Source organism: Zafaria sp. Z1313 (assembly GCF_050563205.1).
Classification (GTDB): domain Bacteria; phylum Actinomycetota; class Actinomycetes; order Actinomycetales; family Micrococcaceae; genus JAZDCJ01.
In genome coordinates, this window is sequence record NZ_JBNWUK010000001.1 from 1 (window position 1) to 26,984 (window position 26,984).

Consider the following 26,984-nt stretch of genomic DNA (forward strand, 5'->3'; position numbering starts at 1 on the left):
GGGGTGTTGTCCACGGTTGCCGGAAACTCTTGCTCATTCGAAGAAAGTTTCGATGATGATGGATTCATGACCATCAACGAGCTGCCGGCGGATCCGTTCCGGGAGGGCGCGTGGGCCGTCCCCGGAGCGGATCCCGCGCCCTTCCCGGAGGGCGGTGTTGCCGCGGCCGCTGCGGCCGCCGGGCCCGCTCCAGGCGGCAGCCCGGGAACCGGCGACGGCATGCCCGCTGACAGCGGGGCCATTGTCCCTGACGACGGATGGGCCGTCCCCGGAACGGGTCCCGCGCCCTTGCCGGACGGGTCCGGGGATGGAGCCGGCGATGGGGCCGGCAGCGGGGCCGTGGCGTTGGCCGGGCTGCGGGAGGCCTTGCGCGGCTGGTCGGACACCATCCAGGCCCAACCACCGGGCCGGCACGCGCTCGCGGGCCTGCTGCGCGGACTCGAGAAGCTCTCCGTGGAGGTCCAACGCGCCCAGGTCATCGCCGCCCGCGCGGCCGAGGACGAGCAGATCACCCTCCTCGGTGCCGCCCCGGGACCCGGCGGGCGGGCCGAGTACCGGGACACCTCCGACTACCTGGCCAAGGAACTGCACATCCCACGCTCCGAGGCCCGGGCCCGGCTCGAAGCGGCCCGGAAACTGCTTCCGCGCACCTCCCTGACCGGCGAACCGCTCCCGGCCCGCTACGAGGCCGCCGCGGCCGCCGTGCACGCGGGCCGGCTCTCGGTCCCGGCCGCCCTGCAACTGACCCGCCGCGTCGAGAAGGCGGCGCCCACGGCCAGGACCCGCCCCGGAGGCGGGACCGCGGAACTGGCCGCGATGGAAGACAGCCTCGTTCAGACCGTGCTGCAGGACGGGCCCGCGACGATGCACCAGGTCGCCGACACCTGGACCCTGTTCCTGGACCCCGACGGCCGCGAACCCAGCGAGGAAACCAAGCGCGCGCTCCAGGGCCTGTTCTACCAGGGCCGGTCCCAGAACCTGCACGTGTTCAAACTCGTCACCGACGACGCCCAGGCCGAACAGCTCTTCAGCGTCTGCGCCCCGGCCGCCAACCCCCGCACCGGCCCCCGCACCGCGCCCCACGACGCCGACGGGGCCGGAGACACCAAGGCCCACAGCACCGAGACCAGTGACACCGCAGACGCCGCCAGCGATCCCGCCCCCACCGCGGCGGCCGACGTGGAGGGGGAGCCGGCCGAGGCGCCCGCGGATGGCAGGACGCGGGCCCAGCACCAACTCGAGGGACTCGTCAACGCGGTCGGGATCGCCCTGTCCACGAACAAGCTGCCCCGCAACGGCGGGAACCGGCCCCAGGTCATGGTCACCATCGACTACCAGACCCTGCTGGGCGAGCTCGCCACGATGGGCACCCAACGCTCCGAAGCCGTGCACGCCGGACTCGTCAGCCCCGCCCAGATCCGCCGCCTCGCCTGCGAAGCCGAGCTGATCCCCGTCGTGCTCGGATCCGCCGGACAGGTCCTGGACGCCGGACGCTCCGAACGGCTCTTCACCGAGGAACAACGCAAGATCCTCTACGCCCGCGACCGCGGCTGCACCGCCCCCGGCTGCACCACCCCCGCCAGCGGCACCGAAGCCCACCACATCACCTGGTGGTCACGCGGCGGCACCACCGACATCGACAACGGCGCCCTCTGCTGCCCCTTCCACCACCACCTCGTCCACGACGGCGGCTGGCAGATCACCATGATCAACAACGCCCCCTACTGGATCCCACCACCCCACATCGACCCCGCCCGAAGACCACAACGCAACACCTACTTCCACCCCCAAGCCACCCCCACCTAAACCACAACCCGACGATCCCCACGGTTCCGAGTCCCCAAGGTCCCGCGACTCCGAGGCGGCGGGCCCAAGGCCGCGGGTCCGAGGGACCCACGGTCCCGCGACCCCAAGGCGGCGTCCCACATAGGCTGGATCCATGACCTCACTCGTGATCGCCGCCCTCCTCGGCGTGGTCTATTACCTGCTGCGGCGCCGCGAGAAGCGGATGCTCCGCAACGGCGTCGTCCTCGTCGCGGCCTGCTGGTTCGGGCTCCTCGGGGCGGCCGAGGTCGTCCAGGGGCTCGTTCCCGCCACGAGCTGGCTGGTCCTCGCCGTGCTGTTCCTGCTGCCCTTCGCCGTCCTCTTCCTGGCCGGCTTCCTCATCGCCAACGGCATCACCATGCTGCGCAGCGAGGGCCGCCGCCTCGGCAACCTGCTCTCGTTGGCCCTGGGCATCGCGATCCCCGTGCTGCCCGTCCTGGCCCTCGGTCTCGTGATGACGCAGCAGACGGTGGCGATCGGCGCCGCCGTCCTGCTGTTCTTCCTCTGCAGCTACGCCGGCGTGGTGTTCGTCGTCTACCTCGGCTACGCCTTCGCGTACGGAAGGATGCGGCACGAGGGTTACCCGTCCGCCGTCGTCATCCTCGGATCCCGGCTGATCGACGGCGAGGTGCCGCCGCTTCTGCGCAGCCGGCTGGACAAGGCGCTCGAGGTCTACCGGGCCGCCCGGCCGCGCCCCGCGCTCATCCCCTCCGGAGGGCAGGGACCCGACGAGTCGCGGGCCGAGGGCGACGCCATGGCCGAGTACCTCCTCGCGGCCGGCGCCGACCCGGGCGACGTCTTCCCTGAGAACCTGGCCACCACCACGGAGGAGAACCTGAGGTTCTCGGCCCGGATCCAGGGCGACGCCGGACGGCCGGGTCCCGTTCTCGCCGTCACCAACAACTACCACGCCCTGCGCGCCGCGCTCCTGGCCCGCCGGATCGGGGTCGACGCCCAGGTCGTCGGTTCACCGACCGCCCGGTACTACCTCCCGAGCGCGTTCCTGCGCGAGTTCGCCGCCGTCGTCGTCGCCCACAAGTGGCTGCACCTGGTCCTGTTCATGCCGTTCCTGGGGCTCACGGCCCTCCTCGTCGCGGTGTCCCTCTCGACGTAGGAGCAGCGGCAGCGCGGCGGCCATCGGCGGCGGATGGTCGGCGCAGGGGCGCGTGAAACGCGACCGGAGGCGCCACGGCGGTGTCTGGGCGCCCGGTTCACGCGGCAGTCGGCAGCTACGCCGGATCAGGAGCGGTCTCCGTGTGGCGTCGGGTCAGGGGGCGGTCTCGCCGCGGCGCCGGGAGAGGTAGGCGCGCTCGGCGGGGTTGCCGGCGAGCCGGATCGCCGCGTCATAGGCGGACACCGCGTCCCCGTTGCGCCCGAGGCGGCGCAGCAACTCCGCCCGCGTCGCGTGGAAGGCGTGATAGCCGTCGAGGCTCCCGGCCAGGCGGTCGATCTCGGCGAGGGCCGCCGCGGGGCCGTCGAGCTCGGCGACCGCGACCGCCCGGTTCAGCCGGACGATCGGCGACGAGTCGATCGCCGCGAGGCGGTCGTAGAGCGCCAGGATCTGCGACCAGTCGGTCTCGCCCGCGTTCAGGGCGTGCGTGTGCACCGCGTTCACCGCGGCCAGGAGCTGGTAGCGTCCCGGTGCTTCGCCGCCGTCGGCCACCGCGGCCAGACGCTCCCGGATGAGCGCGTGGCCCTCGCTGACCAGGCCCCGGTCCCACAGGTCGCGGTCCTGCTCGTCGAGGGTCACGAGCTCCCCGGCCGGGGACACGCGGGCGGCCCGCCGCGCGTCCGTCAGGAGCATCAGGGCCAGGAGCCCGGTCGCCTCGCCGTGGTCGGGCAGGAGGGTGCGCAGGAGCCGGCCGAGCCGGATGGCCTCGTCGCTCAGCTCCGTGCGCAGCGGCTCCTCGTCCACGCTGGCCAGGTAGCCCTCGTTGAAGACCAGGTAGACGACCGCGAGCACGCCGGCGAGCCGCTCGCGGACGTCCGCCGGCGACGGCACCCGGTACGGGATGTGGGCTGCCTTGATCTTCGCCTTCGCGCGCGTGATCCGCTGCGCCATCGCGGATTCGCCGACCAGGAACGCGTGGGCGATCTCGGCCACGGTCAGGCCGCCGATCAGCCGCAGGGTCAGGGCCACCCGCGCCTCCATCGAGAGCGCCGGGTGGCAGCACGTGAAGACGAGCCGGAGCCGGTCGTCCTCGATCGGTCCCCGGGGCGGGGGAGCGGCGTCGTCGCGCGTCATCAGCGCCTCCCGGTCTTTGGCGCCACGGAGGGATTCGCGGCGCAGCCGGTCGATGGCCTTGCGTGCCGCCGTCGTCGCGAGCCAGCCGCCGGGGTTGGGCGGCACGCCGTCCCGTGGCCACCGTTCGACGGCGGTCGCGAAGGCCTCGGCCGCCGCCTCCTCGGCGATGTCCAGATCGCCGAAGCGGCGGGCGAGCCCGGCGACGACCCGCGCCCACTCCTCGCGGTGGGCGCGGGTGATCGCCTCGTCGACCGGCGAGGGCGTGGTCGGCGTGGGTGTAGCCGGGGACGACTCGTCTGGCGAGGGAGTGGCCGGTGGGACCGCGTCCGACGAGGGAGTGGCCGGCGGGACCGTGTCCGGCGAGGGTGTCACGGTTCGAGCAGCGCCCGGACCGATTCCTCCGTCTGGAAGGGACGTACCTCGACTGTGCCGCGGCATGCCTTCGAGCCCTCCGCGGCCAGCGCCAGCGCCTCGTCGAGGTCGGCCGCCTCGATGACCCAGAAGCCGCCGAGCTGTTCCTTGGTCTCCAGATAGGGTCCGTCGGTGAAGACCGGCTCGCCGCCCTGGCCGTCGACGGTGGTCGCGGCCGTGGCCGCCTCGAGGCCGTCTGCGAAGACGAAGTGCCCGTCCCGTTCGAGCTTGTCGTTGAACGCGCCCGTGTCGGCGAAGGACTCCAGCATCGCCTCGCGGGAGGGGTAGCCGCCGAACTCGGGGCGTTCCGTCGGGCCGAAGACCGAGAGCATGTACCGGGGCATGTCAGTTCCCTTCTTCCAGGTGGAGGATGTCTTCCCTGCGCGGAAAGCGGTGGACCTCTTGCGGCCATTCGAGCGCGACGGCGAGCCGTCCCGCCCAGTGGCGCGCCGCGTCGTCGTCGGCCACGTCGATCACCGTGAAGCCGCCGAGGTGCTCCTTGGTCTCGGCGAAGGGGCCGTCGGTGAAGACGGGCTCTCCGTCGCGGGCCTCGACATTGCACAGCACCGTCGAGGCGTCGAGCCCGCCGTTGCCGAAGACGAACACGCCGGCGGCCTCCATCTCCTCGATGACCTTCAGGGAGGCGGTGCCCTTGGCACGCAGCTCGTCCAAGGTGTGCTCCTGCACCCATTCGTCGTTGAACGCGATCAGGTATTGCGCCATCGCGGTCTCCTTTCAGGCAAGGCGGGGGCCTCGCGGCTCCCTGCGGTGCGGCGACCGGGATGGCCGCCGCTACACACTCTACGAACGGCGGACCGCCGATCCGACACCTGCGGCCGGGGAATTTTCCGGGACGCCGCGAACTGCGCTTTCCCTAGTTTGTCTTGACATGCTGACAAAGCAGGGGAAGTCTTGATGCGGGACCAAGACATCGAGACACAGGAGGTCGGCACATGGCGGCGGCAATCAGGCTCGGACTCGTGGGATACGGCACGGGCGGGCGGTACTTCCATGCCCCCTTCATCGAGGCCGCCGACGGGGTCGAGCTGGCGGGCATCGTCACCCGGTCCGCCGCGCGCCGCGAGGCCGCCGCCGCGGACTACCCGGGCGTCCCGCTCTTCGACTCGCTCGCCGAGCTGCTCGCCTCCGGCGTCCACGCCGTCGCGATCACGACGCCCCCCGAGACCCGCCGCGAGCTCGTGTTGGAGGCCCTGACCGCCGGCGTGCACGTCGTGGCCGACAAGCCCTTCGCCCCGACGGCGGAGACCGGCCGCGAACTGCTCCGCGCCGCCGAGTCGGCCGGCGTGGTGCTGAACGCCTTCCACAACCGCCGCTGGGACACCGACCTCGTCACCTTGCGCTCCGTGCTGGACTCCGGCGCGATCGGGGACGTGGCCCGTTTCGAATCCCGCCTCGACCAGGACCAGCCGGGCTCGCTCGACGCCGGACCCGGCGGCGGACTGCTGCGGGACCTCGGCAGTCACCTCGTGGACCAGGCCCTGTGGCTCTTCGGGCCGGCCGTCGGCGTGCATGCGGCGCTGGAGTGGACCGAGCTGCCCGCGGGGCGCACCGATTCAGGGTTCGCGCTGACCATCACCCACGCCGGAGGCGTGCGCTCGCGACTGGCCGGCAGCAAGACCCACCGGCTCGAGAGCCGGGAACTGCGCCTCCTCGGCTCGCGCGGCAACTACGTCTCCACCTACTCGGACGTCCAGGCGGACGCCGCGATCGCCGGCCGCCGCCCCGCCGTCGACCCGCAGGGGTGGGGCTACGAGGAGGAGTCCCGCTGGGGGACGCTGACGACGGCGGACGGCCGGGTCCGGGTACCCTCCCTCCAAGGCGCGTACCAGGAGTACTACCGCCGCTTCGCGCTCGCCGTCTTCGCGGGAGGGGAGGGGCCCGTCCCCGCCCGGGAGGCGGTCCACGTCCTCGAGGTCCTCGACGCGGCGCGCCTCAGCGATGCCGAAGACCGCGTGGTGCACCTGCCGGCAGAAGGTCAGCGGAGCGCGGGTCGTGCCTTCCGCGGAACACCTCGGGTCGTGGCTCCCGTGGAGCTCGGGTAGCGGCTCCCGTGCGGCACCGCGGTCGTGGCTCTTGCGGAGCGACCCGGGTCGTCGGCCCTACGGCGCCTCGCTCCAGACCACGTCGAAGCGTTCGAAGACGATCTCCGTCGCGTCGGTGAACTCGAGGCCGCGCGCCGCGGCGACGCGGGACCAGTAACGGCGGTGCCCGTCGAGCCAGACCGGAAGCGAGCCGTCGTCCTCGGCCTCGTCGCGGGCGAAGGCGGCGTCGGCGCTCGTGATCGGCCCCAGCCGCAGCTCCGTGGTGCGCAGGACGACGCGGGGCGCGCCCCCGCCGTCGCACGCGATCCAATGCCCGCCGATCCGCGGCAGCGGTTCGCCATCGGCCCCGAACTCCGCGGCCAGCGTCGCCGTCGCCCGCTTCCGGCCGGACAGCACGAGTCCCAGCAGCTCGTCCGCCAGGGCGGGGGAATCGCCGAAGTACTCCACGCTGGGCATGTCCCGCTCCCCGTGCATCTCGGCGCCCGAGGCGAGGTAGGAGGCCCACATGCGGGCGGCGTCGGCCCGGTCCGGTTCAGGAAGTTCCACCCTCAGATCCTAGGTACTCATCCGATGGCGATGTAGCGCAGGACGCTTGGTACGGGCGCCGATGCCGCGCCCTCGGCCGGCCCGCCGATGAGCTGCTCCTCGATGGCCAGCAAGGAGCCGTCGCCGCCGAAGACCGCCAGCGCGCGGTAGGTGCCTTCGGGAGCCGTGGTCTCGACCGCCAGGGCAGTCCCGGCGGTCGATGACGGATCCGGCCACCTCGACGCCGGGCTGCCCGGCCAGGGCCTCTGCCAACGCGAGCTCCTGTGCGGCGTCGAGCTTCCATTCGCCCGCGAGGAATCCGACGGAGGCGAACATCCCGCCCGCTCCGTCGCCCACCATGGCGCCCGCGCGGCGCTGGAAGGAAGCGAGATAGTCACCGAAGGCCGCAGCCTCCCGCGGCGGCGCCCCGGGAAACAGCGTGGGCGTCAGGGTACCGGCGCCGTGGCTGCCCTGCTCCACCGTGCCGGGCGCAACCGTCGGGAACGGTCCCTCCTCGACGACGAGGGGGGCGTCGGGGTCGGCTTCAGTTCCGGGGGCCGGAGGCGTGTCGAGCCCGACGGCGGTGAAGTCGGCTCCCGGTCCCGGCTCGCCGAAGGGCTCCCCGACCGTCGCGGTCCGCGTGCCCGAGCCGTCTCCCGCGCGCGCCGTCTCGACGCGGACCGGCAGCGTCACGGTGTCGCTGTAGGCGCCGGCAGCGGCGTCCCACATGGTGCCGAGCTCCCAGTGCTCGACGTCCGTGTGGCCCGGGTCGACCGGGCCGGGCCGGGCCGCTGCGCCCGCACGGATCCGGTCGAGGAACGCGGAAGTCGACTCGCCGTCGGGAACGGGGCCCAGCACGGCCGGCACCGCGGCGGCCGCCCGGCTGCCGAGGCCCGTGCCCCACAAGGACCCCGCGAGGACGACGGCGACAGCGGCCGCTGCGGCAAGCCCCCACCGCAATGCGTGGTGCCGGGGGACCGCTGGCACGGTTCCACCGCGCACAGCGGGGACGGCGGCCCCGGAGTCGTCGGGCGCATCCGAGGTCGCGGGTCCTCCGTCTGGGGGCGCATCGGTGCCCGGGAGGCCTGCGGCGATCCGTTCGGCGCGCGGGACGGCGGTGATCCGTTCGAGGTCCTCCTCGGCGCGCCGGTCCAGGGGACGGTCGGCGTCGACGGGGGAGGGGTTGGCAAGGCGCAGAGCGGTGCCGAGTGAGTCGTCGGACTTAGCCATGGTGGAGGCCTTTCGAGCGGAGGGTCGAGGTGAGGGCGCGGCGGGCGCGGCTGATGCGCGCCCAGACCGCGGATTCCGAGCAGCCGAGGACGGCAGCGATGCGGGCCGCGCTCGGTTCCTCCCAATAGCTCAGGTAGAGCACTTCGCGGTCGGGGCCACGGAGTTCGAGCAAGGCCTCGCGGAGGAAATGGGCGTCGAGGGCCTCCTCGGGGCCGGGCTCCACCGCTTCCGGTTCGGCCGCAAGGCGGCGGGCGAGGGCCTTGCTGCGCAGCCTGCGCCGGTACTCGTTGCCGATGAGGTTCCGGCACGTGGCGTAGAGGAAGCCCAGCCCGGGAGGTTCGGGGTCCTGCCAGCGGTCCCCTGCGATCCTGAACGCCTCGGCCGCCGCGTCACGCGCCGCGTCCGGATCGTCCAGGCGCCGTTCGGCGAAGGCCACGACGAGCCAATAGTTGGCCCGGTAGGACGCGTTGAACCCCTCGACGACCGTTGCAACCGTCGCAAACGTGGCGACCGTCGCGTCCGGACTGTCTGGCGCGACCGGATCATCTGGCCCTTGCGGCCCGTACCTCCCGTCCAATCCGTGCTGCCCGCCGGGCCCGCCGGTCCCGCCGGTCCCGCCGGGCGGTGCCGTCGCGCGCGGCGGGTGGTCCTGCTCGGTGGTCTCGGTGGTGTCCACGCGGTGGGGCCCTTCGCTCGGGTGCTCCTACTTCCCTGTGTTTCCGGCACCGGGTGGATCCTGACACACATCACCCCTTGCGTGGGAGTGTGGCGTGCGCCATACTCGATAATGAACGTCATTCATTTAGTGCCTCGCACCCCGTTCCGAGGCGGCAACCCCCGGGAGAGCCCCATGCAGGAGATCGTCACCCTCGCCCCGCCCGCCTCCGAGTGCCGGACGGAGGCGCCCGAGCGCGGCAGCGTCGTGGTCGGACTCGTCCAGCACCGCTGGAACCCGGACCCGGCCGCCCTGCGCGCCGAACTCGCCGAGGGCATCGCCCGGGCCGCCGGCCACGGGGCGCGGGCCGTGTTCCTGCCCGAGCTCACGCTCTCCCGCTATCCGGCTGACACACTGCCTGCCGGCCGCGCGGCGGACGCCGCCGAGGACCTCCTGGGCGGGCCGACGTTCGCCTTCGCCGCCGAACAGGCCTCCCGCCACGGCGTCCACGTCCACGCCTCGCTCTACCAGCAGGCGACCGCGGAGGACGGCTCCGACGACGGCCTGGGCCTGAACACCGCCATCATCGCGGCCCCCGACGGCACGCTCGCCGCCGCCACGCACAAGCTCCACATCCCCCGCACGGCGGGCTACCACGAGGACCGCTACTTCCGCCCCGGCCCCGCGGCCGATCCCTACCCGGTGCACGCCCCGGCCGGCCTGGACACGGACGCGGGGTCCCCGCTGCGCCTGGGCCTGCCGACGTGTTGGGACGAGTGGTTCCCCGAGCCCGCCCGCGCCTATGCGCTCGCCGGCGCCGACGCACTCGCCTACCCCACGGCGATCGGCTCCGAGCCGGACCACCCCGGCTTCGACACCGAGCCGCTGTGGCGCCAGAGCATCATCGGCCACGGGATCGCCAACGGCCTGTTCATGATCGTCCCCAACCGCTGGGGCGCCGAGGGATCCCTGACGTTCTACGGATCCTCCTTCATCGCCGATCCCTTCGGCCGTGTCCTGGCCCGCGCCCCGCGAGACGCCTCCGCCGTGCTCGTCGCTTCCCTGGACCTTGACCAGCGCCGCGACTGGCTCACCCTCTTCCCCTTCCTGCGCACCCGCCGCCCCGACACCTACGGGGTCCTCGCCGAACCCGTCGCGGACACACCGCTGGGCATTCGGGACGACGCCGGGGCCCCCTCCCGCCGGGACGCGCGCCGCGGGGGCGCGGACGACGCCGGGGCCTCCCTCCGCGCGGACCGCACGGCAACCGCCGGGCTGGGTGCCTGAGATGCGCGCCGAGAACACTATGGTGGCGGCGACGCCGACCGCGACCGCCGTCGCGCCGGGCTACCGCATGCCGGCCGAGACCGGCCCGCAGGAGCGGGTGTGGATGGCCTTCCCGTCCGGCGGCTACACACTCGGGGACTCGCCTCAGGAGGCCGAAGCCGTCCGCCGCGCGTGGGCCGCGACGGCCCGGGCCGTCTCCCGCTTCGCCCCTGTGACCATGGTCGTGGACCCCTCGGCCGAGGCCGACGCCCGCCGCCACCTCGGCGACGCGGTGGAGTACGTGTGCCGCCCGCTCGACGACGCGTGGATGCGGGACATCGGCCCGACGTTCGTCCGAGCCGCCGACGGCTCCCTGGCCGCCATTGACTGGGGCTTCAACGGCTGGGGCACCCAGGACTGGGCGAGCTGGGACCAGGACTCGGCCATCGCCGCCGAGGTCGCCGGCCTCGCCGGCGTCCCCGTGCTGAGCGCGCGGATCGTCAACGAGGGCGGCGGCATCCACGTCGACGGCGAGGGCACCGTCCTGGCCACCGAGACCGTCCAGCTGGACCCGGGCCGCAACCCCGGCGCCACGCGCGCGGACGTCGAGGCCGAGTTCGCCCGCCTCCTCGGCGCCACGAAGACCATCTGGCTTCCCTGCGGCCTGACCCGGGACAACGGGCTCTTCGGCACGCGCGGCCACGTGGACCTCACGGCGGCGATCCCGTCCCCGGGCACCGTCCTGCTCCACGAACAGCGCAACCCGGCGCACCCCGACTTCGAGGTCTCCCGCCGCATCCGCGCCGTCTTCGAGTCCACGCCCGACGCCGCTGGACGCCCCTGGCGGATCCTGCCGGTCCCCGCACCCGCGGTCCTGCACGACGCCGAGGGCTGGGTCGACTACTCCTACATCAACCACCTCGTCGTCAACGGCGGCGTGATCGCCTGCACGTTCGGCGACGCGAACGACGCCGAGGCGCTCGCCGTCCTCGCCGAGGCCTACCCGGGCCGTGAGGTCGTCGGCGTCGACGCCCGCGAGCTCTTCGCCCGTGGCGGCGGCATCCACTGCATCACGCAGCAGCAGCCCGCGCGCCTCCCCGCCCCGGCCCCCGCGCCCGGCCCGACCGCCGCCTCGGCACGCGACACCGCGCCGGCCCTAGCGGGAGTACCTTCCCGGCCCCGGACGGAGGCGCGGCCATGAACCCGAAGCCGGGCACCGGCGTCGTGCCCGTCCCCGCGGCTCCCCACCCGGGAGGCCCTTCCGCGCCGCGCACCGGCTCCAAGGGCCTGCGCGGCGGGCAGATCGGGCTGCTCGCGGCGATCGTGATCGGTGTGTCCACGATCGCCCCCGCCTACGTCCTCACGTCATCGATCGGCCCCACGGCGGAAGCGGTCGGCGAGCACCTGCCCGCGATCTTCCTGGCCGGATTCATCCCGATGTTCCTCGTGGCCCTGGCCTACCGCGAGCTCAACGCGGCGATGCCGGACAACGGCACCACGTTCACCTGGACATGGAAGGCGTTCGGCCCGCGCGCCGGCTGGATGGGCGGCTGGGGGCTGCTCGCGGCCAACATCATCGTCCTGTCCAACCTGGCCGGTGTCGCCGTCGACTTCCTCTACCTCTTCCTGGCCCAGCTCACGGGCCGTCCCGGGCTCGCGGACCTCGCGGCGGACCCGCTCGTCAACATCGCCACGTGCCTGGTGCTCGTCGGCGCCGCGGTCTGGATCTCCTGCCGCGGCCTGCACACCACGCGCGGCGTCCAGGCCGTGCTCGTCGGTTTCCAAGTGGTGGTCCTGGCATGGTTCATCACCTCGGCGATCGGACATGCCGGAACGCAGCCGGGGGCTCCGCAGTTCAGCTGGGACTGGTTCAACCCCCTGCACATCGGCTCGTTCTCCGCGTTCGCCGTGGGCCTGAGCCTGTCCATCTTCGCCTTCTGGGGCTGGGACGTGTGCCTGACCATGAACGAGGAGACCACCGACGGCGGGCGGACCTCCGGCATCGCGGCGGGCGTCACCGCCGTCGTCGTCCTGGCGCTGTATCTGGCGGGATCCGTCGCGGCGACCCTCTTCGCCGGCACGGGGACCGAGGGCCTGGGCCTGGCCAACCCGGAGAACGCCGGGAACATATTCGCCGCCCTCGCGCACCCGGTGATGGGCCCCTTCGCGATCCTGCTCTCCCTCTCCGTGCTCTCCAGTTGCGCCGCCTCGCTGCAGTCCACGATGATCTCCCCGGCACGCTCCCTGCTGGCCATGGGCCACCACGGCGCACTGCCGCACCGCTTCGCGCGGCTCCACCCGCGCTGGGGCACCCCCGCGTTCGCGACCGTCTTCGCCGGCGTCGTCTCGGCCGGCTTCTACGCCCTGATGCGCGTACTGTCCACGAACGTCCTGAACGACACGATCCTGGCGCTCGGCATGATGATCTGCTTCTACTACGGGATCACCGCGCTCGCCTGCGCCTGGTACTTCCGCCGCAGCGCGCTGACATCCTGGCGGAACTTCCTGCTGCGCTGCGCGGCCCCGCTGGCCGGCGGACTGGCGCTGACGGCGGCCTTCGCGCAGACCGCCGTGGACAGCTGGGACCCGGGCTACGGCTCGGGATCCCACATCGGGGGAGTGGGGCTCGTGTTCGTCGTCGGCGTCGGGATCCTCGCCGTCGGCGCGCTGTTCCTGATCCGCGCCGGCCGCCGCCGTCCCGGTTTCTTCAGGACGACGGCGGAGCCCCCGCCCCGCTGATCCGTCGCCCGGGGCGACCGGTTCCGGCGCCGACCGGGCGTCGTGGCCGGGCCTGCGGTGCCGTGCGGCTCAGGTCTCTTGGGGGACCTGCGGGCAGAGCCCATCGAGGAGGGCGTCGAGGCCCGCGAAGAACGCGTCGTCGGCGGGGTCCACGCCTTCGGCGCGCTGGGCCCGCAGGGCCGCTGCGAACTCGCCCCCGCGCCGTCCCCCGGCCGCGTCGAAGATGTCCCGCGGCGCCGTCGCGTCGAGCGCGGAGCCGAAGATGAAGGACTCCAGCGCCACGATCGCGGGGATGATCCGGGCCCGCTCCCAGCCGCCGGCGGCCATGCCGGCCGCGACGGCCTCGTACATCGTGACCGTCGCGGGCGCGCCGCCCACGGGCAGCACCGCGATGACGGGGATCAGCGGGCCGTGGTGGGCGAAGACGTCGCGGTAGCTCACGGCCCAGCGGCGCAGCGCCTCGCGCAGCGGCAGCATGCCGAAGCCCGAATGGTCCACCTCCGCCATGACCGAGTTCTCCACCCACGCCAGGAGCTCGTGCTTGTTGGCCACGTGGTTGTAGAGCGCCGACGGGGCGACGCCGAGCCGCGACGCGAGTGCCGACATCGTCAGCGCCTCGTAGCCGCGCTCGCCGATGATCTCCAGGGCCGCCGCCGTGATGTGCGCCTGCGAGAGCACCGCGGTGCGCGGCCGTCCCGCCCGGCGCTTCGGCCCGGGTGCCGGGGCGGAGCCCCGCGGGGGGGCCGGGGCGGGTGACTGCACGGAGGCCGGGCCGGGTGACGGCGCCGACGCCGGGTCCGGGGACCGGCCCGGCACATGGTTCGTCCCGCGCCCGGGGGTCCCGGTGGCGCCGTTCCGCGCCCGGGGCGCGGCCCCGGCGTCGTTCTCCTCGACCATCCGAGCCCTCCCGAAATCCTGGTCCTTCCCAAGCCGGGGAGGATGCCGTACGATCATCCTATAAATGAATGCGATTCATTTACTTGTCCGACACAGAACACGACCCGGAACCCCCGGGCGCCCCGAGCCAGGAAGCACGTGATACCCATGGCAACGCTGCACCGCGATGTCGTCGTCATCGGCGCCGGACCCACCGGCCTCACCACCGCCCGCGCCCTGAGCCGCGCCGGCCGCAGCGTCGCGGTCCTCGAGGCCCGCGACCGCGTCGGCGGCCGGACCTGGACCCGCGAGATCGGGGGAGCGACCCTCGAGATCGGCGGCCAGTGGGTCTCCCCGGACCAGACCGCGCTCCTGGAGCTGCTCGACGAGCTCCGGCTCGAGACCTACCCGCGCTACCGCGAGGGCGCGAGCGTGTTCATCGCCCCCGGCGGCACGCGCCACGAGTACGCGGGCGAGGACTTCCCCGTGGCGCGGGCGACGCTCGAGGCGATGGAACGGCTCACGGCGCTCCTGGACCGGCTTGCTGCCGAGACCGATCCCGAGCACCCGTGGGAGCACCCGCAGGCCCGCGAGCTCGACTCCGTCTCCTTCCACGCCTGGCTCCGCGCCCACTCGGACGACGAGGAGGCGTGCCGGAACATCGGCCTGTTCATCGCGGGCGGCATGCTCACCAAGCCGGCGCACACCTTCTCCGCCCTGCAGGCCGTGCTCATGGCGGCCTCCGCGGGATCGTTCTCGAACCTCGTCGACGACGGGTTCATCCTGGACCGGCGCGTGAAGGGCACGATGCAGGCCGTCTCCCAGCGCATGGCCGAGGAGCTCGGGGACGACGTGTTCCTGTCCAACCCCGTGCTGCGGCTGGAATGGGACGAGGACGGCGTGACCGCCCACGGCGCGGACGTGGTGGTGCGCGCCCGGCAGGCCGTCGTCGCCGTGCCGCCGAACCTGTACTCGCGGATCAGCTACGACCCGCCCCTGCCGCGCTGGCAGCACCTGGCCCACCAGCACCAGTCCATGGGCCTCGTGATCAAGGTCCACGCGGTGTATCCGACCCCCTTCTGGCGCGCCAAGAGCCTCTCCGGAACCGGGTTCAGCCCCGACGGGCTCGTGCAGGAGGTCTACGACAACACGCTGCACGGCGATACGCGCGGGACCCTCGTGGGCTTCGTCTCCGACGAGAAGGCCGACGCCGTGTTCGCGCTCGACGAGCACGAGCGCCGGGCCGCGGTCCTGTCCTCGCTCGCCGGCTTCCTCGGCCCGGAGGCCCTCGACCCCGAGGTCTACTTCGAGTCCGACTTCGGCTCGGAGGAGTGGACCCGCGGGGCCTACGCCACGAGCTACGACCTCGGCGGGCTCCTGCGCTACGGGCCGCGGCAGCACGAGGCCGTGGGGCCGCTCCTCTTCGCCTCCTCCGACCTGGCCGGGGCCGGATACCAGCACGTCGACGGCGCCGTGCGCATGGGGCGCCGGACCGCCGAGCGCATCCTCGCCGCCCTGCCGCAGCCGGCGGACGTGCGATCCTAGAGGCAAAGCCGAGCAAGCCCGGAAGGAAACCGCCATGACCGACACCACGACCGCAGCCGACGCCCCCGAGGAGGGCCCCGGCGTCGTACCCGGCGCCACGGATCCCGCGGCGGGCGGATCCACGGACGGGCCCGGGCCGGACGGAGGCATCACGGCCGAGCAGATCGAGGCCGGGCGCCGCGCCTACGAGCTCGATCGCGCCCACGTGTTCCACTCCTGGTCCGCCCAGGGGTCCCTGACGCCGATGACGATCCTCAAGGCGGAGGGTTCCCACGTCTGGGACGGCGAGGGGCGAAGGCTCCTGGACTTCTCGAGCCAGCTCGTCAACACCAACATCGGCCACCAGCATTCCCGGGTCGTCGCGGCGATCCAGGAGCAGGCGGCCAAGCTCTGCACCGTCGCGCCGCAGCACGCCAACGACGCCCGCTCCGAGGCCGCGCGGCTCATCGCGGAGCTCACCCCCGGCGATCTGGACCACGTGTTCTTCACCAATGCCGGCGCGGAAGCGGTCGAGCACGCGATCCGCATGGCCCGCCTGCACACCGGGCGGCGCAAGGTCCTCGCCGCCTACCGCAGCTACCACGGCGGCACGCACCTCGCCGTCAACGTCACGGGGGATCCCCGCCGCTTCGCCAACGACGACGGCGACGCGGGCGTCGTGCACTTCATGCCCGCCTACCCGTACCGCTCCTACTTCGGCTCCACGAGCGAGGCCGAGGAGACCGAACGGGCGCTGCGGCACCTCGAGGACATGATCCTGTTGGAGGGCCCGCAGAACATCGCCGCGCTGATCCTGGAGACGGTTCCGGGGACCGCCGGCATCTACGTCCCGCCGGCCGGCTACCTCGAGGGCGTGCGGGAGCTGACCCGCCGGCACGGGATCGTCTACATCGCCGACGAGGTCATGGCCGGCTTCGGGCGGACGGGGAAGTGGTTCGCCGTCGACCACTTCGGCGTGGTCCCGGACCTGATCACCTTCGCCAAGGGCGTGAACTCCGGGTACGTGCCGCTCGGCGGCGTGGCGATCTCCGAGGCGGTCTACCAGACGTTCGTCGAACGCCCCTACCCGGGAGGGCTCACCTACTCCGGGCACCCGCTCGCCTGCGCGGCGGCCGTCGCGACCATCAACGCGATGCGCGAGGAGTCCATGGTGGAGCACGCCGCGTGGCTGGGAGAGCACGTGATAGGCCCCGGGCTGCGGGAGATCGCCTCGCGGCACCGCAGCGTCGGAGAGGTCCGCGGCCTCGGCGTCTTCTGGGCGATCGAGCTGGTCAAGGACCGTGCCACGCGCGAGCCGATGGCGGCCTACGGGGGCTCCTCGCCCGAGATGAACGAGCTCGTGGCCGCGCTCAAGGCTGCCGGGATGCTGCCGTTCGCGAACTTCAACCGCATCCACGTGGTGCCGCCGCTGAATACGTCCGAGGCCGACGTCCGCCGCGGCCTGGAGATCATCGACCGGGCGCTCGAGGTCACGGACCGCCACGCGGCGTAGAGCTAGGAACCCCGCGCCGCCGCGAGGCGCCCCGCCGTCGCGATCAGCCCGTCGCGCAGGCCCGTGCGGCGGGTGCGGTTGCTCACGCGCGACATCGCCGCCGAGGCCCGCACGATCCGCTGGGACCGGCGCCGGCGGGCCGCGTCGTACCGGGCCAGTCCGTCGGCGACCGTCGGCGAGGCCAGCAGGCACTCGGCCAGGACCAGCCCGTCCGTCAGCGCCTCGCAGCCGCCCCGGCCCAGGTGCGGCGCCATGGCGTGCGCCGCGTCGCCGAGCAGGACCGTGTTCGCCGAGACGAAGGAGCGCAGCGGCACCGACTCCTCGATCCGGCGCCGGTCCACGCCGTCCCCGGGCACGGCGTCGAGCACGCGCTGCACGTCCGCATGCCATCCCGAGTAGAGCGCGCGCAGCAGCCCCGGCCAGTCGCCGTCGCGCTCTCCCGCGAGCCCCGCGGCGACGCCCGCGTACCAATTCGTGCCGCCGCCCGGGAACGGGCTGATGCCGAAGATCAGCCCGCTGCCCCACGTCTCCGAGGTCTGCCCGGCCGGGATCGGCGCGACCCCGCGGAAGGCGACGACCTGCGTGTCCCGGACGCGGGCGAGAGGGAACGCCGCCGCGCGCACGGCGCTGTGGATTGCGTCCGCCGCCACGACGACGTCCGCCGGGGGAGCCGGCCGCTCGGGCCCGACGGTGCGGGACCACTGGACCGTGTCGGGAGGCAGCCCCGCCAAGAGGGCCTCGAGCAGTTCCGTCCGCGGGACCGTGCGGAGGTTGCCCCGCGTCTCGAAGGCCGCCAGGACCTGTCCGTCCGGCCGCCGGATCTCGCCGCGCTGGAGCCCCGCCCCGCCCGCCGTGAGGTGATCGGCGACGCCGAGGCGCTCGAGCGCCCGCCACGCGGACGGCCAGATGCCGAGCTGGGTCCCCGCCGAGGACAGGAACGGTCCGCGCTCCAGCACGGTCACGTCCCACCCCGCGGCCGTGAGCGCGCGCGCTGCCGCCAGCCCGCCGATTCCGGCCCCGACGATCGTCGCCGTTCCCTGCATCGGAGTCCTCCCTTCCGCGGCGCGGGGCCGTCCTGGGAACCATGATGCACCACTCGCCGCGCCGCGGACAGGGGCCGGGTGCCGCGCAAGTGCTGATTTTTGGGCGATCTCGGCGCATAGTTGGCCCTACCAGTCGCTGTGCCTTAGGGATCGGGGGTGTCGGGATGGGCGAGGTGTGGCCGGGGGCCGGGCGGGGGCGGTACCGGGTGGAACTGCTGGGCCGTTTCCACGTCAGCGCCGACGGCCAGCCGCTCGAGGTGCCCGTGGGGACCCAGCGGCTCATTTCCAAGCTGGCCCTGCGGGGCGCCTGCGGGCGGAGCCGCCTGGCCGGGCTGCTGTGGCCCGAGACGACCGAGGCCAAGGCCCTCGCGAGCCTGCGTACCGCCATCTGGAGGGCGGGGCGGATCGCTCCCGGGCTGCTCCTGACCGGGCACGACGACGTCTCCCTCGCCTCCGATGTCGAGGTCGACGTCTCCCGCCTCGTCGAGATGGCCCACGAGATCATGGAGGGCCGCCGCTTCGTCGAGCTCGACGAGCCGCGGCTGCACCAGGTGGAGGAGGACCTGCTGCCGGACTGGACCGACGACTGGCTGATCGTCGACCGCGAACGCCTCCGCCAACTGCGACTGCACGTGCTCGAATCGCTCTCCGAGCAGCTCCTGGCACGCGGCGCGTTCGGGATGGCCCTCGAGGCCGCCATGATCGCGCTCAACGCCGACACCCTGCGGGAGAGCGCCCACCGTGCCGTGATGCGCGTCCACGTCGCGGAGGGCAACGTGCTCGACGCCAGGCGCGCGTACGCCTACTGCCAGGCCCTGCTGCGCCGCGAGCTCGGGGTCGCGCCGTCCGCGGAGACCCTGGATCTGGCCCGGAGGTGGAGCCTGGAGCGCTCGGCCCCCGCGGTACCGTGCCGGCTGCGCTGAGGCGTCCCCCGGGCCGGGTGCCGCTCCCACGCCCCTCCGGAGGGGGACGCCGATGCGCCGCCCCGCGCGGGCCGGGTTCCGGCGTCGTGCCCGCTTCCGGGCTACTCGGCCGGCGCCGCCGAGGCGGGATACTGCACGACGACGGAGAAGCCCACCGCGCCGCGGCCGGCGGGGGAGTAGGAGTGCTCGACATCGCCCGGGTGGGCCGCGGAATCGCCGGCGGCGAGCACGACCTCCTCGCCCGCGACGCCGAGGCGCAGGCGGCCCGCGTGGACCACGACGAGTTCGCGGGTCCCGGGCGGGTGGGGGCTGGAGAGGTGCTCCTCGCCGGGCTCCATGCGCCACTGCCACTGCTCGGCCACGTTCGCGCCCGGGAGGCTCCCGGCGAGGTGGGCGGCCCCGCCGTCGTCCCCCTCCCAGAGGACGGCGCCCTCGCCCGCCCGCCGGACCAGCAGCGTGTCCGGCGAGCCCGCGCCGACGAGGGCGACGAAGGCCACACCGAGGGCGTCGCTGATCCCGGAGAGGACGGCGATCGAGGGGTTGGCCTGCCCCTGCTCGATCATCACGAGCGTGCGGCGGCTGACCCCGGCCCGGTTCGCGAGCTCGTCCAGGGTCCACTGGCGGGCGGTGCGGCGGGCGCGGATGCGCTGGCCGATCAGCGCGGCGATGTCCTGGTTGCCGGTCAAGGGGGTCCTTCCAGACGGTGTCGGTGCCCCAGTCTACCCGCGGGTCCCCGTGGTCCAGCTCACTATGATGCGCAGCATAGTGCATTATGTTGCACGCGCGGCTACCATGGATCCATGGCCTCCTACCGCGAACTCTTCCGTGCCCCCGGCGTGCTCCGCGTCGTGTTCTCGCAACTGCTCGCGCGCTTCCCGGCCGGCATGCTCTCCCTCGCCGCGCTCATCCACGTCGAGCACGTCCACGGCTCCTACGCGGCCGCCGGGCTCGTCATCGCCGCCCTCGCGGTCGGCCAGGCCGTCGCCGGCCCGCTGACCAGCCGGATCTTCGGGCGGTTCGGCATGCGCCGCGTCATCGGGACCACGCTCACGGTCTCCGGGTTCGCGACCGCCGCGCTCGCGATCCCGGACCTGTCCGTGCCCCTGTATGCCGTTACGGCCTTCATCGCCGGGATCTCCACGCCGCCCATCCAGCCCGCGGCGCGCTCCATCTACCCCTCGCTCGTCCCGGCCTCCGGGCGCACCGCGCTTTTCGCCTTCGACGCCTCCATCCAGGAGGTCATCTGGATCATGGGGCCCGTCCTGACGACGTTCGTCGCGCTCGGCGTAAACACCTCCCTCGGCATCCTGCTCTCCGCCGTGTTCCTGGCCGGAGGCGGCCTCTGGTTCCTCTCGGCCCCGCAGATCCGCACGGCCGTGCCCGCCGCGCCGACGGGGCGGTTCGGTTCCGTGCTGCGCAGCCCGGCGCTGCGCCTGGCCTCCGGAATCGGCTTCCTGATTTGCGCCTGCACCGCGATGCTGGAGGCGGCGATCGTCGCCGTGTTCGGCCATGGAGGGGCGCTGGCCGGGGTGGTCCTGGCCGTGTTCTGCGTCGGCTCCCTCGCGGCGGGCCTGGCGCTCGGACACCACGCGATCGGCCGCTTCTCCCTGGCCCGCCGCATGGGCGTCGTGGCCGTCGGGCTTGCGCTGGCCGCCGTGTCCCTGGACTTCTGGTGGATCCTGGCGACGGTGTTCGTGGCCGGGCTGGGCGTCGCCCCGGTCATCGCGGCGATGACCACCATGACGTCCGCCGGGGTGCCCGCCGCGGACGTCGCCGAGGCGTTCGGGTGGAGTACGACGGCGCAGCTCGTCGGCGTCGCGATCGGTTCCGCCGTCGCGGGGATCGTGATCGACGGCCCGGGGCCGCAGGCTGCGCTCGCCTGGGCCGCCGGACTCGCCGCCGCCGGGGTGCTGCTGGCGCTGCTCGTCCGCCGCGGCCAGCCGGGGGCGCCGGCCGCGGGGTCCTCCGTGGGGCCGCAGACCGGGATGCTCGCGCGCATCGGCTGAACGCCCGCGCGCTGGAGGCCTCGGCCGGACGCTGGAGGGCTCGGCGGGCTCGGGGCGCCAGCTGAGCGCCAGCGGACTTGGGGTGTCGGCCAAGAGCGGCCGACCCAAAGTGTCGGTGCCGGTTCGTAGCTTCGGAAGTGCCGGCCCACCGCCGGTACGGGCGGGGCCGTTGGGAACCCCGCAGCGAGACCCCTGGGGGAAGCATGAAGAAGCAGCTGTTGTGGGCGCCGGTGGCGCTCCTGGTCCTGTCCGCGTGCGGCGGCACTCCGTCGTCGTCGCCTTCGACGCCGGATGTCACGCCGATCCAGGCCGCGCCGGCCTCTGCTTCGGACGCGGCGCCGGCCGGGCCGGACGCCGAGCCCGCGGTCGACGCGGCCTCCTCCGGCCCCGCGGAGGGCGCCGGGGAGGGCGCCGAGGAACCGGCTGCCGCGAGCGCTTCCTCGGCGGCTCCGGCCGGGGCCACGAGCGACCGCGGATTCCGCATCAAGAAGCTCGGCGAGGCGGCCGGGATGGCGAACGCCGAGGGCGAGTCCATCGTGGACTTCGTGGTCAAGGACGTCGATCTGGCCCTGAAGTGCACCGAGCAGTTCGCCGAGAAGGCCGAGAACGGACGCCTGATCGGCCTGCACCTGGACGTCGAGACGCACAAGGCGCTCGGCGGCGAGGACCAGTGGATCAAGACCTTCGACGCCTCGGCGCACACGTGGACGTTCGTCTCCGCCGCCGGGACGACCTTCAATGGCAGCCTGGCCACCATGCCCTCGTTCTTCTGCCTCGCCGACGCCGAGACTCTGCCGTTTGACATCGGGCCGGCCCAGAAGGCCAGCGGCGTCGTCGTCCTGGACGTTCCCGAGGCCGAGGGCACCTTGATCTTCGAGCCCTACGGGGACGGACTCGGCTGGGAGTGGGAGATCGGAGCAGGCGCGGACGCCTAGCACGGAGCGCGGCCCCCACCGCGGGAGTAGGCTCGGTGCACCGGGGGGCCCGGATCAGCGGCGCCGCCGGCTGACGGGCATCGAGCAAGGGAGGCGCCGTGGGCCGCGGATATCGCGAGGGGCGGGCGACCGGCGCGCGCCCACGCGCCGGCGTCCGTCCCGGGGTCCGCCCGGAGGTCCGTCCCGAACGGGCGGACTGGAAGGCGCGCGGCGCCGGACGCCTCGCCGCGGCCGGTGTGGCGGCGTTCGTGGCCTGCGCGGCGGCCCTGCTGTCCGGATGCACCGGGGCACCCGGGCCGGCTCCGGCGTCGTCCTCTTCCTCTACTGCATGGCCCACCCTCGAAACGAGCCCGTCCGCGTCGCCCGGCGACGCGCCCGGCGCCGGGGTGGGCGGCGGCGAGGCCGGAGGCGACGCGGAAGCCGGCGGAACCGAGGTGTCGCCGCTAGCAGTGCCCGCGCTGGGTGGAGACCTCCTCGTGCGCGCCGACGGGCAGATCGGGCCCGGTTCGATCGAAGGCGTCCGCCCCAGGGGAGGGGCGATCGCGGTCGCCGTCGCCTGCCGCGGGGAGGGGAAGATCTCGGTGCGGATCGGCGGTGCCGGCGGGTTCGGACTCGAGTGCGCGGCGGCCTCGAACGACATCAGCGGGGTGTTCGAGATCGGCGAGCGGCGGCGCCTCATCGACATCCATGTCGACGCGGGCCGGGAGACCGAATGGTCGTTGGCCGTCTCGGAGACCGAACGGAAACCCGGCGCAGGAGGCGGCTGACCTCGCGCCGGTGTCCGGTGCTCCATCGCATCGGGCCCCCGCGGGTCAACCCGTTCGAGACAAATCCCACATTAGTTGAAGTAACAACTAAATTCTTGCTTGAGTGGAGGGAAGGAGGGCCCGGTCCATGGGACCTCCACACGATGAGCGTCGCCTGCTGGGCGGCCACCGAACCGATGACCCCAGGAACCAGCGAGGAACCATGACCACTCAGAACGTGACGGCCCAGGACACGACAGGCCCGAAGACGACTCCGAACACGATCCTGCGCCCCGGCCCGGGGGCGCTGACCACCGCCCAGACGCTGCTCCGCGTCGTCACCGGCTTCCTCTTCGCCGCCCACGGATGGCAGAAGTACAACGAATTCACGCTGGCCGGCACGGAGGCCGCCTTCGGGCAGATGGGCGTCCCCGCCGCGAACCTGGCCGCGCCCTTCGTCGCCACGCTCGAGCTGGCCGGCGGCATCGCGCTGATCCTGGGCCTCCTCGCCCGTCCGGTCGGCGCCGTCCTGGCCGCCGTCATGCTGGGCGCCATCGCCCTCGTCCATGCCCCGGCCGGGGTGTTCGTCGAGGCCGGCGGCTTCGAGCTGGTCCTCGCCCTGGGCGCCGGCGCAGCGACGGTCGCGCTGCTCGGCGCGGGCCGCTGGTCGCTCGACACCGTGCTCTTCGGCCGCCGCGGCGCGCTGTCCAAGCTGGCCTGATCCAAACCGTCACCGGCATCCCCTAGGGTGCTGACACGGGGCCCGGCTGGTGCCGGGCCCCGTTGTCATTCGCATCGAGTACAAGGGGGAGCCATGGGGTGGTTGTCGGCAACAGGGGGAATGACCGCGTTCGGGAAGGTGGCGGCCGCGGCCGTCGGGGCGTCGGTCGTCGGGTTGATCGCCGTGGGCGGGGCGCAGTTCGTCAAGCTGCCGCTCGGCGAGGGGGACCGGGCCACGGTCCAGCGCGTCATCGACGGGGACACGTTTGTCGCGCGCGTGGGCGGATCGGAGCAGACCATCCGCCTGCTCAACGTCGACACCCCGGAGACCAAGGCGCCAGGACAGCCGGTCGAGTGCCTCGGGCCGGAGGCCACCGAGTTCCTCGAGGGCCGTCTGGTCCCGGGGCAGGAAGTGCGGTTGGTGTACGACGTCGAACGGACCGACCGCTACGGGCGCACCCTGGCTGGGGTGTACGAGGGCGGTTCGCTCGTCAACGCTGACATCGCGGAGGCCGGGCTCGGCGTCGCGGTGCTCTTCGAGCCGAACCGGCGCTTCTACCAGGAGGTGCTCGACGCGCAGGCGAAGGCGCCCGCGCAGCTGGCGGGCTTCCATGATCCGGCGATCGAGTGCACGCTGCCCGGGCAGGTCGACGAGGCGATCGCGGACCTCGCGGCGTTGGAGGCGCTGTCGCCCGTCTCGGCGACCGGGGCCGCGGCGGCCGTCGCCGCAGGCGCCGCCGCACTGGCCGCGGCCGATGCACTCGCCGCGGCGGTGCGCGAGGGTGGCCATGCGCTGGGGTCCGTGGCGTCCGCGGCCTACAAGGCGGCGGGGACGGGAGCGCTCGTCGCCGGCCTGGTCGCGGCCCGGACGTCCGGCGCGCAGCAGCACGAGCGACTGAAGGGCATCGATGCCCGCATCCAGCGCGAAGCCGCGGAGGCCGCGGCCGCGAAGAAGGCGGCCGAGGAGAAGGCCGCGGCCGAGAAGCGCGCCGCTGAAGCGGCCGCCGCGAAGAAGAAGGCGGCCGAGGAGAAGGCGGCTGCGGAGAAGAAGGCCGCCGAGAAGCGCGAGGCCGAGAAGAATGCCGCGGCGAAGCGGGCCGCCGAGAAGGCCGCGGCAGAACGGCGTGCGGCCGCCGAGCGGGCGGCTTCCCAGAAGGCGCAGCAGCAGCAACAGCGGAAGTCCCAGCCGGCCCAGAAGGCACCGACCAAGAAGGCTCCGACGCAGAAGGCCAAGACCACGCCGTCCAACCCGTACCCGGGCTACACGGGTCCGCGCTGCTACGCCCCGGGAGGCAAGAGCTGGAAGCCCTGCGGGCGCAGGTAGCCGGGGCGTGAGCTTCCCCGGGGATCGATCAGATCAGGTCGGACTCGGGGAAGGCGCTTGGCCGACGACGCCGGAAGCTACGGCCGGGGGAGCCGCCAGTGTTCGCCGGCCGACTGGTACTGCTGAGCCTGTTCCGCTGCGGTCATCTCCCGGCCTGGCGAGTCCGCCGGCACCCGGAGGGAAGCGCGCCCGGCACGCTGTCTGTAGGCGGCCACTTGAAACTCGGCGACGATCTCACGGGGTAGGAATCGCCTGAAGCCCTCGAAGTCCGCCTCGTCCGCCCGGAACGCGACGGCGCGGCTCACTTCGTCGGACTGATCGTCCCGGTGGGCCGAGACCAGAAAGTAGACGAACTCGCTCAATTTCCGAAGTGGGTGTCCGGCGGGCAGGCTTGCAAACTGGGCCTTGACGTTTTGCGTTGTGCCGCGGAAGTCGGAGAGGCGGGTGCCTCCGGATTCGCCCGCTTGCAGACGCAGGAAGACGCCCGCCAGCAGAGTGGCCATGCGGAAGCACTCTTCAGCTCCTGGCAGTTGTCCTTCGACGGCTTCCCAGATGAGAAGGGTGACGTCTTCGACGTCGTCCGCGTCGTTGCGGAAGGTGAGGTCGTTCATGACTGCTCCTTTCGGGTTGTGCCAGATTGAGTGGGGAATCGATTCGAGGGTTCCGGTGGGTGAGGACGCCGACACGAGGGCGCGCAGATGCGCAAAGGGGCCCGCTGACGGCGGGCCCCTTTGGGGTGGTGTATGCAGAAACGCCCGAAAGCAGGGCTTTCGGGCGTGAACTATGTGGACTGGATGAGGGCAGGGATGTGCCTAGGCCGCATGACGTCTGAGTGTGGAGTTATGGATAGAAGGTGCCAGATTCACAAACGGCACCGCCGAATGATCTGTAATCGATGATTATGAATGTACCTTCGTTGCACTGCAACAATTTTCTGAGATTGCGATCCAAGCTTTATAAATATCCCTTGTTTGGAATTGTCGTGGATCGACGAAGGCCTTTCCTCAGGGAATGCGTCAGCGCGGCCAGACTCCCGAGCTGCCGCGGCGGTGGCTCGAGACGAGGTGCGTGTCGATGATGCCGATCGCCTCCATGAGGGCATACATCGTCGTCGGACCCACGAACTTGAAGCCCCGCCGCCGTAGCGCCTTCGACAGCGCCACCGACTCCTCGGACTGCGAGGGGACCTCGTCGAACGTGGCCGGCTCCGGGGTCGTCTCCGGCTGGAAGGACCACACGAGGGCCGCGAGCCCGCCGTCGGCGCGCAGCCCGATCGTCGCCCGGGCGTTGGCGATCGCCGCCTGGATCTTGGCCCGGTTGCGGATGATCCGGGCGTCCTGCATGAGCCGCACGACGTCCTCCTCCGTGAACCCGGCGACCACGTCCGGGTCGAAGCCGGCGAAGACCTCCCGGAACGCCGGGCGCTTGCGCAGGATCGTCGCCCAGGAGAGCCCCGACTGGAAGCCCTCGAGGCAGATCCTCTCGTACAACCCCTGCTCGTCCCGGACCGGCATGCCCCATTCGGTGTCGTAGTACTCGCGCATCAGGGGGTCCGTGCTCGCCCACGCCGGCCGCGCCAGCCCGTCCTCGCCCACAACCACTGTCATAGTCCCGTCTCCCTCATGGTGATGTTGATCCTTCCGCTGCCGATCCCGCACCCGGCCGGGGCGGTTCCGGGGTGCACCTTGACGACCCCGTGGTAGGCCAGCCGCGACGGGCCGCCGAAGACGAACAGGTCCCCGGACGCGAGCTCGATGTCCTCGTACGGCTTGTTGCGGTGCTCCGTGTTCCCGAAGCGGAAGCGGCACGTGTCCCCGATGGAGAGGGAGACGACCGGAGCCCGCGACTTCTCATCCCGGTCCTGGTGCATGCCCATGTGGGCCGTGGAATCGTAGTAGTTAACCAGCGCCGTGTCAGGCGTGTAGGCGAGCGCCCGGCCTTCGTCGACGCCCGCCTCGAGGAGCGCCTTGCGGCCGAGGCGCACCATCCACTCCGGGAAGTCCAGGACCCGGTTCCCGTTGACGTCCACGGCCTCCCGCGTGTACTCGTACGGCCGCCAGTGCCAGCCCAGGCACACCGTCTGGACGCTCATCCGGTGTCCCCGCACCACGGCCGAGCGGAGCGGCACCGGACCCGCGACCCACTCGCGGAAGCGCTCTGCGATCCACGCCTGCTGGCCGGGCGCCAGCCACCCCGGCACCCACACGGCTCCGGGAGCGAGCTCGCGGCGCGGCCGCTCGATCAGCTCGTCGCCGAACAACGCGTCCATCCCCACCTCTCCTTCCCGCCCTGCCGGTAGCGCACCGCCGACCGGCGTCCCGTTTCGGAGACCACGGTACCGGCCGGGTCGTGGACAGGGCACACACGCACGTGACCTGTGCATCGATCGTCTCGTTCGACGGTTGTGGAGGGGATC

The 26,984-nt window shown here is 72.9% G+C and carries 26 protein-coding genes; 14 read left to right on the top strand and 12 right to left on the bottom strand.

The window, feature by feature from the left end; all coding sequences use genetic code 11:
- Positions 1 to 66 precede the first annotated feature (66 nt).
- Together ACQ3I4_RS00005 and ACQ3I4_RS00010 are read left to right on the top strand one after the other, a co-directional pair.
- Positions 67 to 1,806, top strand: a complete 1,740-nt coding sequence (locus ACQ3I4_RS00005; protein ID WP_430632570.1) for a DUF222 domain-containing protein — start codon at positions 67 to 69, stop codon at positions 1,804 to 1,806.
- Positions 1,807 to 1,939: 133 nt separating this feature from the next.
- Positions 1,940 to 2,938: a YdcF family protein gene (locus ACQ3I4_RS00010; protein ID WP_430632571.1), complete on the top strand. Its 999-nt coding sequence runs from the start codon at positions 1,940 to 1,942 to the stop codon at positions 2,936 to 2,938.
- Positions 2,939 to 3,091: 153 nt separating this feature from the next.
- Here the strand turns inward: ACQ3I4_RS00010 and ACQ3I4_RS00015 are convergent, their stop codons facing one another.
- The 3 genes from ACQ3I4_RS00015 to ACQ3I4_RS00025 all read right to left on the bottom strand — a co-directional run bounded on the left by ACQ3I4_RS00015 (position 3,092) and on the right by ACQ3I4_RS00025 (position 5,203).
- A complete protein-coding gene (locus ACQ3I4_RS00015; protein ID WP_430632785.1) occupies positions 3,092 to 4,309 on the bottom strand; it encodes an RNA polymerase sigma factor in 1,218 nt (405 codons plus the stop codon).
- A gap of 128 nt (positions 4,310 to 4,437) precedes the next feature.
- Positions 4,438 to 4,824: a YciI family protein gene (locus ACQ3I4_RS00020; protein ID WP_329859538.1), complete on the bottom strand. Its 387-nt coding sequence runs from the start codon at positions 4,822 to 4,824 to the stop codon at positions 4,438 to 4,440.
- Position 4,825: 1 nt separating this feature from the next.
- Positions 4,826 to 5,203: a YciI family protein gene (locus tag ACQ3I4_RS00025; protein WP_329859539.1), complete on the bottom strand. Its 378-nt coding sequence runs from the start codon at positions 5,201 to 5,203 to the stop codon at positions 4,826 to 4,828.
- Positions 5,204 to 5,433: 230 nt separating this feature from the next.
- On the opposite strand from ACQ3I4_RS00025, the gene ACQ3I4_RS00030 reads away from it, so the two are divergent.
- Positions 5,434 to 6,543, top strand: coding sequence for a Gfo/Idh/MocA family oxidoreductase (locus tag ACQ3I4_RS00030; RefSeq protein ID WP_329859541.1), 1,110 nt, complete (start codon positions 5,434 to 5,436; stop codon positions 6,541 to 6,543).
- A gap of 57 nt (positions 6,544 to 6,600) precedes the next feature.
- On the opposite strand, the gene ACQ3I4_RS00035 is transcribed toward ACQ3I4_RS00030, so the two are convergent.
- From ACQ3I4_RS00035 to ACQ3I4_RS00045, 3 genes are read right to left on the bottom strand one after another with little or no spacing between them, the layout of a single operon-like run.
- Positions 6,601 to 7,089: an ASCH domain-containing protein gene (locus tag ACQ3I4_RS00035; RefSeq protein WP_430632572.1), complete on the bottom strand. Its 489-nt coding sequence runs from the start codon at positions 7,087 to 7,089 to the stop codon at positions 6,601 to 6,603.
- A gap of 9 nt (positions 7,090 to 7,098) precedes the next feature.
- The gene (locus tag ACQ3I4_RS00040; RefSeq protein WP_430632573.1) at positions 7,099 to 8,298 is read right to left on the bottom strand and encodes a hypothetical protein; all 1,200 of its coding nucleotides are present in this window, start codon (positions 8,296 to 8,298) and stop codon (positions 7,099 to 7,101) included.
- The gene (locus tag ACQ3I4_RS00045; RefSeq protein ID WP_430632574.1) at positions 8,291 to 8,974 is read right to left on the bottom strand and encodes an RNA polymerase sigma factor; all 684 of its coding nucleotides are present in this window, start codon (positions 8,972 to 8,974) and stop codon (positions 8,291 to 8,293) included. Before ACQ3I4_RS00045 ends, ACQ3I4_RS00040 begins: the two co-directional genes overlap by 8 nt.
- A 174-nt stretch (positions 8,975 to 9,148) precedes the next feature.
- On the opposite strand from ACQ3I4_RS00045, the gene ACQ3I4_RS00050 reads away from it, so the two are divergent.
- From ACQ3I4_RS00050 to ACQ3I4_RS00060, 3 genes are all read left to right on the top strand, one after another.
- Complete coding sequence (locus ACQ3I4_RS00050) at positions 9,149 to 10,240, top strand: nitrilase-related carbon-nitrogen hydrolase (protein ID WP_430632575.1); 1,092 nt, start codon at positions 9,149 to 9,151, stop codon at positions 10,238 to 10,240.
- Positions 10,241 to 10,307: 67 nt separating this feature from the next.
- Entirely contained in the window at positions 10,308 to 11,420 is a 1,113-nt protein-coding gene (locus tag ACQ3I4_RS00055) for an agmatine deiminase family protein (RefSeq protein ID WP_329859802.1), read from the top strand.
- The gene (locus ACQ3I4_RS00060) at positions 11,417 to 12,958 is read left to right on the top strand and encodes an APC family permease (RefSeq protein WP_329859548.1); all 1,542 of its coding nucleotides are present in this window, start codon (positions 11,417 to 11,419) and stop codon (positions 12,956 to 12,958) included. The genes ACQ3I4_RS00055 and ACQ3I4_RS00060 overlap by 4 nt, the downstream gene beginning before the upstream one ends.
- A gap of 69 nt (positions 12,959 to 13,027) precedes the next feature.
- Here ACQ3I4_RS00060 and ACQ3I4_RS00065 read toward each other — a convergent pair whose 3' ends face one another.
- On the bottom strand, positions 13,028 to 13,855 hold the full coding sequence (locus tag ACQ3I4_RS00065) for a TetR/AcrR family transcriptional regulator (RefSeq protein ID WP_329859549.1): 828 nt from the start codon (positions 13,853 to 13,855) through the stop codon (positions 13,028 to 13,030).
- Between the two features lie 147 nt (positions 13,856 to 14,002).
- Here ACQ3I4_RS00065 and ACQ3I4_RS00070 point away from each other — a divergent pair, with 147 nt between their 5' ends.
- Together ACQ3I4_RS00070 and ACQ3I4_RS00075 are read left to right on the top strand one after the other, a co-directional pair.
- Positions 14,003 to 15,379, top strand: coding sequence for a flavin monoamine oxidase family protein (locus ACQ3I4_RS00070; RefSeq protein ID WP_329859550.1), 1,377 nt, complete (start codon positions 14,003 to 14,005; stop codon positions 15,377 to 15,379).
- A 34-nt stretch (positions 15,380 to 15,413) separates the two neighbouring features.
- On the top strand, positions 15,414 to 16,871 hold the full coding sequence (locus ACQ3I4_RS00075; protein WP_329859551.1) for an aspartate aminotransferase family protein: 1,458 nt from the start codon (positions 15,414 to 15,416) through the stop codon (positions 16,869 to 16,871).
- Positions 16,872 to 16,873: 2 nt separating this feature from the next.
- On the opposite strand, the gene ACQ3I4_RS00080 is transcribed toward ACQ3I4_RS00075, so the two are convergent.
- Positions 16,874 to 17,914, bottom strand: a complete 1,041-nt coding sequence (locus ACQ3I4_RS00080) for an FAD-dependent oxidoreductase (protein WP_430632576.1) — start codon at positions 17,912 to 17,914, stop codon at positions 16,874 to 16,876.
- Positions 17,915 to 18,078: 164 nt separating this feature from the next.
- Between ACQ3I4_RS00080 and ACQ3I4_RS00085 the strand changes: the two genes are divergently transcribed.
- Complete coding sequence (locus ACQ3I4_RS00085; RefSeq protein ID WP_329859554.1) at positions 18,079 to 18,837, top strand: AfsR/SARP family transcriptional regulator; 759 nt, start codon at positions 18,079 to 18,081, stop codon at positions 18,835 to 18,837.
- 101 nt (positions 18,838 to 18,938) lie between these two features.
- Here ACQ3I4_RS00085 and ACQ3I4_RS00090 read toward each other — a convergent pair whose 3' ends face one another.
- Complete coding sequence (locus ACQ3I4_RS00090; protein ID WP_329859555.1) at positions 18,939 to 19,523, bottom strand: helix-turn-helix domain-containing protein; 585 nt, start codon at positions 19,521 to 19,523, stop codon at positions 18,939 to 18,941.
- 114 nt (positions 19,524 to 19,637) lie between these two features.
- Between ACQ3I4_RS00090 and ACQ3I4_RS00095 the strand changes: the two genes are divergently transcribed.
- The 5 genes from ACQ3I4_RS00095 to ACQ3I4_RS00115 all read left to right on the top strand — a co-directional run bounded on the left by ACQ3I4_RS00095 (position 19,638) and on the right by ACQ3I4_RS00115 (position 24,568).
- Positions 19,638 to 20,843 (top strand): MFS transporter, encoded by a 1,206-nt coding sequence (locus ACQ3I4_RS00095; protein ID WP_329859556.1) that lies wholly within the window; start codon positions 19,638 to 19,640, stop codon positions 20,841 to 20,843.
- A 203-nt stretch (positions 20,844 to 21,046) separates the two neighbouring features.
- Complete coding sequence (locus tag ACQ3I4_RS00100; protein WP_430632577.1) at positions 21,047 to 21,778, top strand: hypothetical protein; 732 nt, start codon at positions 21,047 to 21,049, stop codon at positions 21,776 to 21,778.
- A gap of 98 nt (positions 21,779 to 21,876) precedes the next feature.
- Positions 21,877 to 22,545, top strand: coding sequence for a hypothetical protein (locus tag ACQ3I4_RS00105; protein WP_430632578.1), 669 nt, complete (start codon positions 21,877 to 21,879; stop codon positions 22,543 to 22,545).
- 202 nt (positions 22,546 to 22,747) lie between these two features.
- Complete coding sequence (locus ACQ3I4_RS00110) at positions 22,748 to 23,245, top strand: DoxX family protein (RefSeq protein ID WP_329859560.1); 498 nt, start codon at positions 22,748 to 22,750, stop codon at positions 23,243 to 23,245.
- A 120-nt stretch (positions 23,246 to 23,365) separates the two neighbouring features.
- Positions 23,366 to 24,568 carry a thermonuclease family protein gene (locus ACQ3I4_RS00115; RefSeq protein ID WP_430632579.1) on the top strand — a complete coding sequence of 401 codons (1,203 nt, stop codon included), beginning with the start codon at positions 23,366 to 23,368 and terminating at the stop codon, positions 24,566 to 24,568.
- A 77-nt stretch (positions 24,569 to 24,645) separates the two neighbouring features.
- On the opposite strand, the gene ACQ3I4_RS00120 is transcribed toward ACQ3I4_RS00115, so the two are convergent.
- The 3 genes from ACQ3I4_RS00120 to ACQ3I4_RS00130 form a co-directional block, all read right to left on the bottom strand.
- On the bottom strand, positions 24,646 to 25,179 hold the full coding sequence (locus ACQ3I4_RS00120) for a hypothetical protein (protein ID WP_430632580.1): 534 nt from the start codon (positions 25,177 to 25,179) through the stop codon (positions 24,646 to 24,648).
- A 405-nt stretch (positions 25,180 to 25,584) separates the two neighbouring features.
- On the bottom strand, positions 25,585 to 26,175 hold the full coding sequence (locus tag ACQ3I4_RS00125; RefSeq protein WP_329859564.1) for a DNA-3-methyladenine glycosylase I: 591 nt from the start codon (positions 26,173 to 26,175) through the stop codon (positions 25,585 to 25,587).
- Positions 26,172 to 26,837 carry an alpha-ketoglutarate-dependent dioxygenase AlkB family protein gene (locus ACQ3I4_RS00130; protein ID WP_329859565.1) on the bottom strand — a complete coding sequence of 222 codons (666 nt, stop codon included), beginning with the start codon at positions 26,835 to 26,837 and terminating at the stop codon, positions 26,172 to 26,174. Before ACQ3I4_RS00130 ends, ACQ3I4_RS00125 begins: the two co-directional genes overlap by 4 nt.
- Positions 26,838 to 26,984: the final 147 nt, after the last annotated feature.

Bases quoted from the DNA above. Each gene is read 5' to 3' on its own strand.
- ACQ3I4_RS00005 (WP_430632570.1), top strand. From the start codon at position 67: ATGACCATCAACGAGCTGCCGGCGGATCCGTTCCGGGAGGGCGCGTGG.
- ACQ3I4_RS00010 (WP_430632571.1), top strand. From the start codon at position 1,940: ATGACCTCACTCGTGATCGCCGCCCTCCTCGGCGTGGTCTATTACCTG.
- ACQ3I4_RS00020 (WP_329859538.1), bottom strand. From the start codon at position 4,824: ATGCCCCGGTACATGCTCTCGGTCTTCGGCCCGACGGAACGCCCCGAG.
- ACQ3I4_RS00025 (WP_329859539.1), bottom strand. From the start codon at position 5,203: ATGGCGCAATACCTGATCGCGTTCAACGACGAATGGGTGCAGGAGCAC.
- ACQ3I4_RS00030 (WP_329859541.1), top strand. From the start codon at position 5,434: ATGGCGGCGGCAATCAGGCTCGGACTCGTGGGATACGGCACGGGCGGG.
- ACQ3I4_RS00040 (WP_430632573.1), bottom strand. From the start codon at position 8,298: ATGGCTAAGTCCGACGACTCACTCGGCACCGCTCTGCGCCTTGCCAAC.
- ACQ3I4_RS00050 (WP_430632575.1), top strand. From the start codon at position 9,149: ATGCAGGAGATCGTCACCCTCGCCCCGCCCGCCTCCGAGTGCCGGACG.
- ACQ3I4_RS00055 (WP_329859802.1), top strand. From the start codon at position 10,308: ATGCCGGCCGAGACCGGCCCGCAGGAGCGGGTGTGGATGGCCTTCCCG.
- ACQ3I4_RS00060 (WP_329859548.1), top strand. From the start codon at position 11,417: ATGAACCCGAAGCCGGGCACCGGCGTCGTGCCCGTCCCCGCGGCTCCC.
- ACQ3I4_RS00065 (WP_329859549.1), bottom strand. From the start codon at position 13,855: ATGGTCGAGGAGAACGACGCCGGGGCCGCGCCCCGGGCGCGGAACGGC.
- ACQ3I4_RS00070 (WP_329859550.1), top strand. From the start codon at position 14,003: ATGGCAACGCTGCACCGCGATGTCGTCGTCATCGGCGCCGGACCCACC.
- ACQ3I4_RS00075 (WP_329859551.1), top strand. From the start codon at position 15,414: ATGACCGACACCACGACCGCAGCCGACGCCCCCGAGGAGGGCCCCGGC.
- ACQ3I4_RS00080 (WP_430632576.1), bottom strand. From the start codon at position 17,914: ATGCAGGGAACGGCGACGATCGTCGGGGCCGGAATCGGCGGGCTGGCG.
- ACQ3I4_RS00085 (WP_329859554.1), top strand. From the start codon at position 18,079: ATGGGCGAGGTGTGGCCGGGGGCCGGGCGGGGGCGGTACCGGGTGGAA.
- ACQ3I4_RS00095 (WP_329859556.1), top strand. From the start codon at position 19,638: ATGGCCTCCTACCGCGAACTCTTCCGTGCCCCCGGCGTGCTCCGCGTC.
- ACQ3I4_RS00100 (WP_430632577.1), top strand. From the start codon at position 21,047: ATGAAGAAGCAGCTGTTGTGGGCGCCGGTGGCGCTCCTGGTCCTGTCC.
- ACQ3I4_RS00110 (WP_329859560.1), top strand. From the start codon at position 22,748: ATGACCACTCAGAACGTGACGGCCCAGGACACGACAGGCCCGAAGACG.
- ACQ3I4_RS00115 (WP_430632579.1), top strand. From the start codon at position 23,366: ATGACCGCGTTCGGGAAGGTGGCGGCCGCGGCCGTCGGGGCGTCGGTC.
- ACQ3I4_RS00120 (WP_430632580.1), bottom strand. From the start codon at position 25,179: ATGAACGACCTCACCTTCCGCAACGACGCGGACGACGTCGAAGACGTC.
- ACQ3I4_RS00125 (WP_329859564.1), bottom strand. From the start codon at position 26,175: ATGACAGTGGTTGTGGGCGAGGACGGGCTGGCGCGGCCGGCGTGGGCG.
- ACQ3I4_RS00130 (WP_329859565.1), bottom strand. From the start codon at position 26,837: ATGGACGCGTTGTTCGGCGACGAGCTGATCGAGCGGCCGCGCCGCGAG.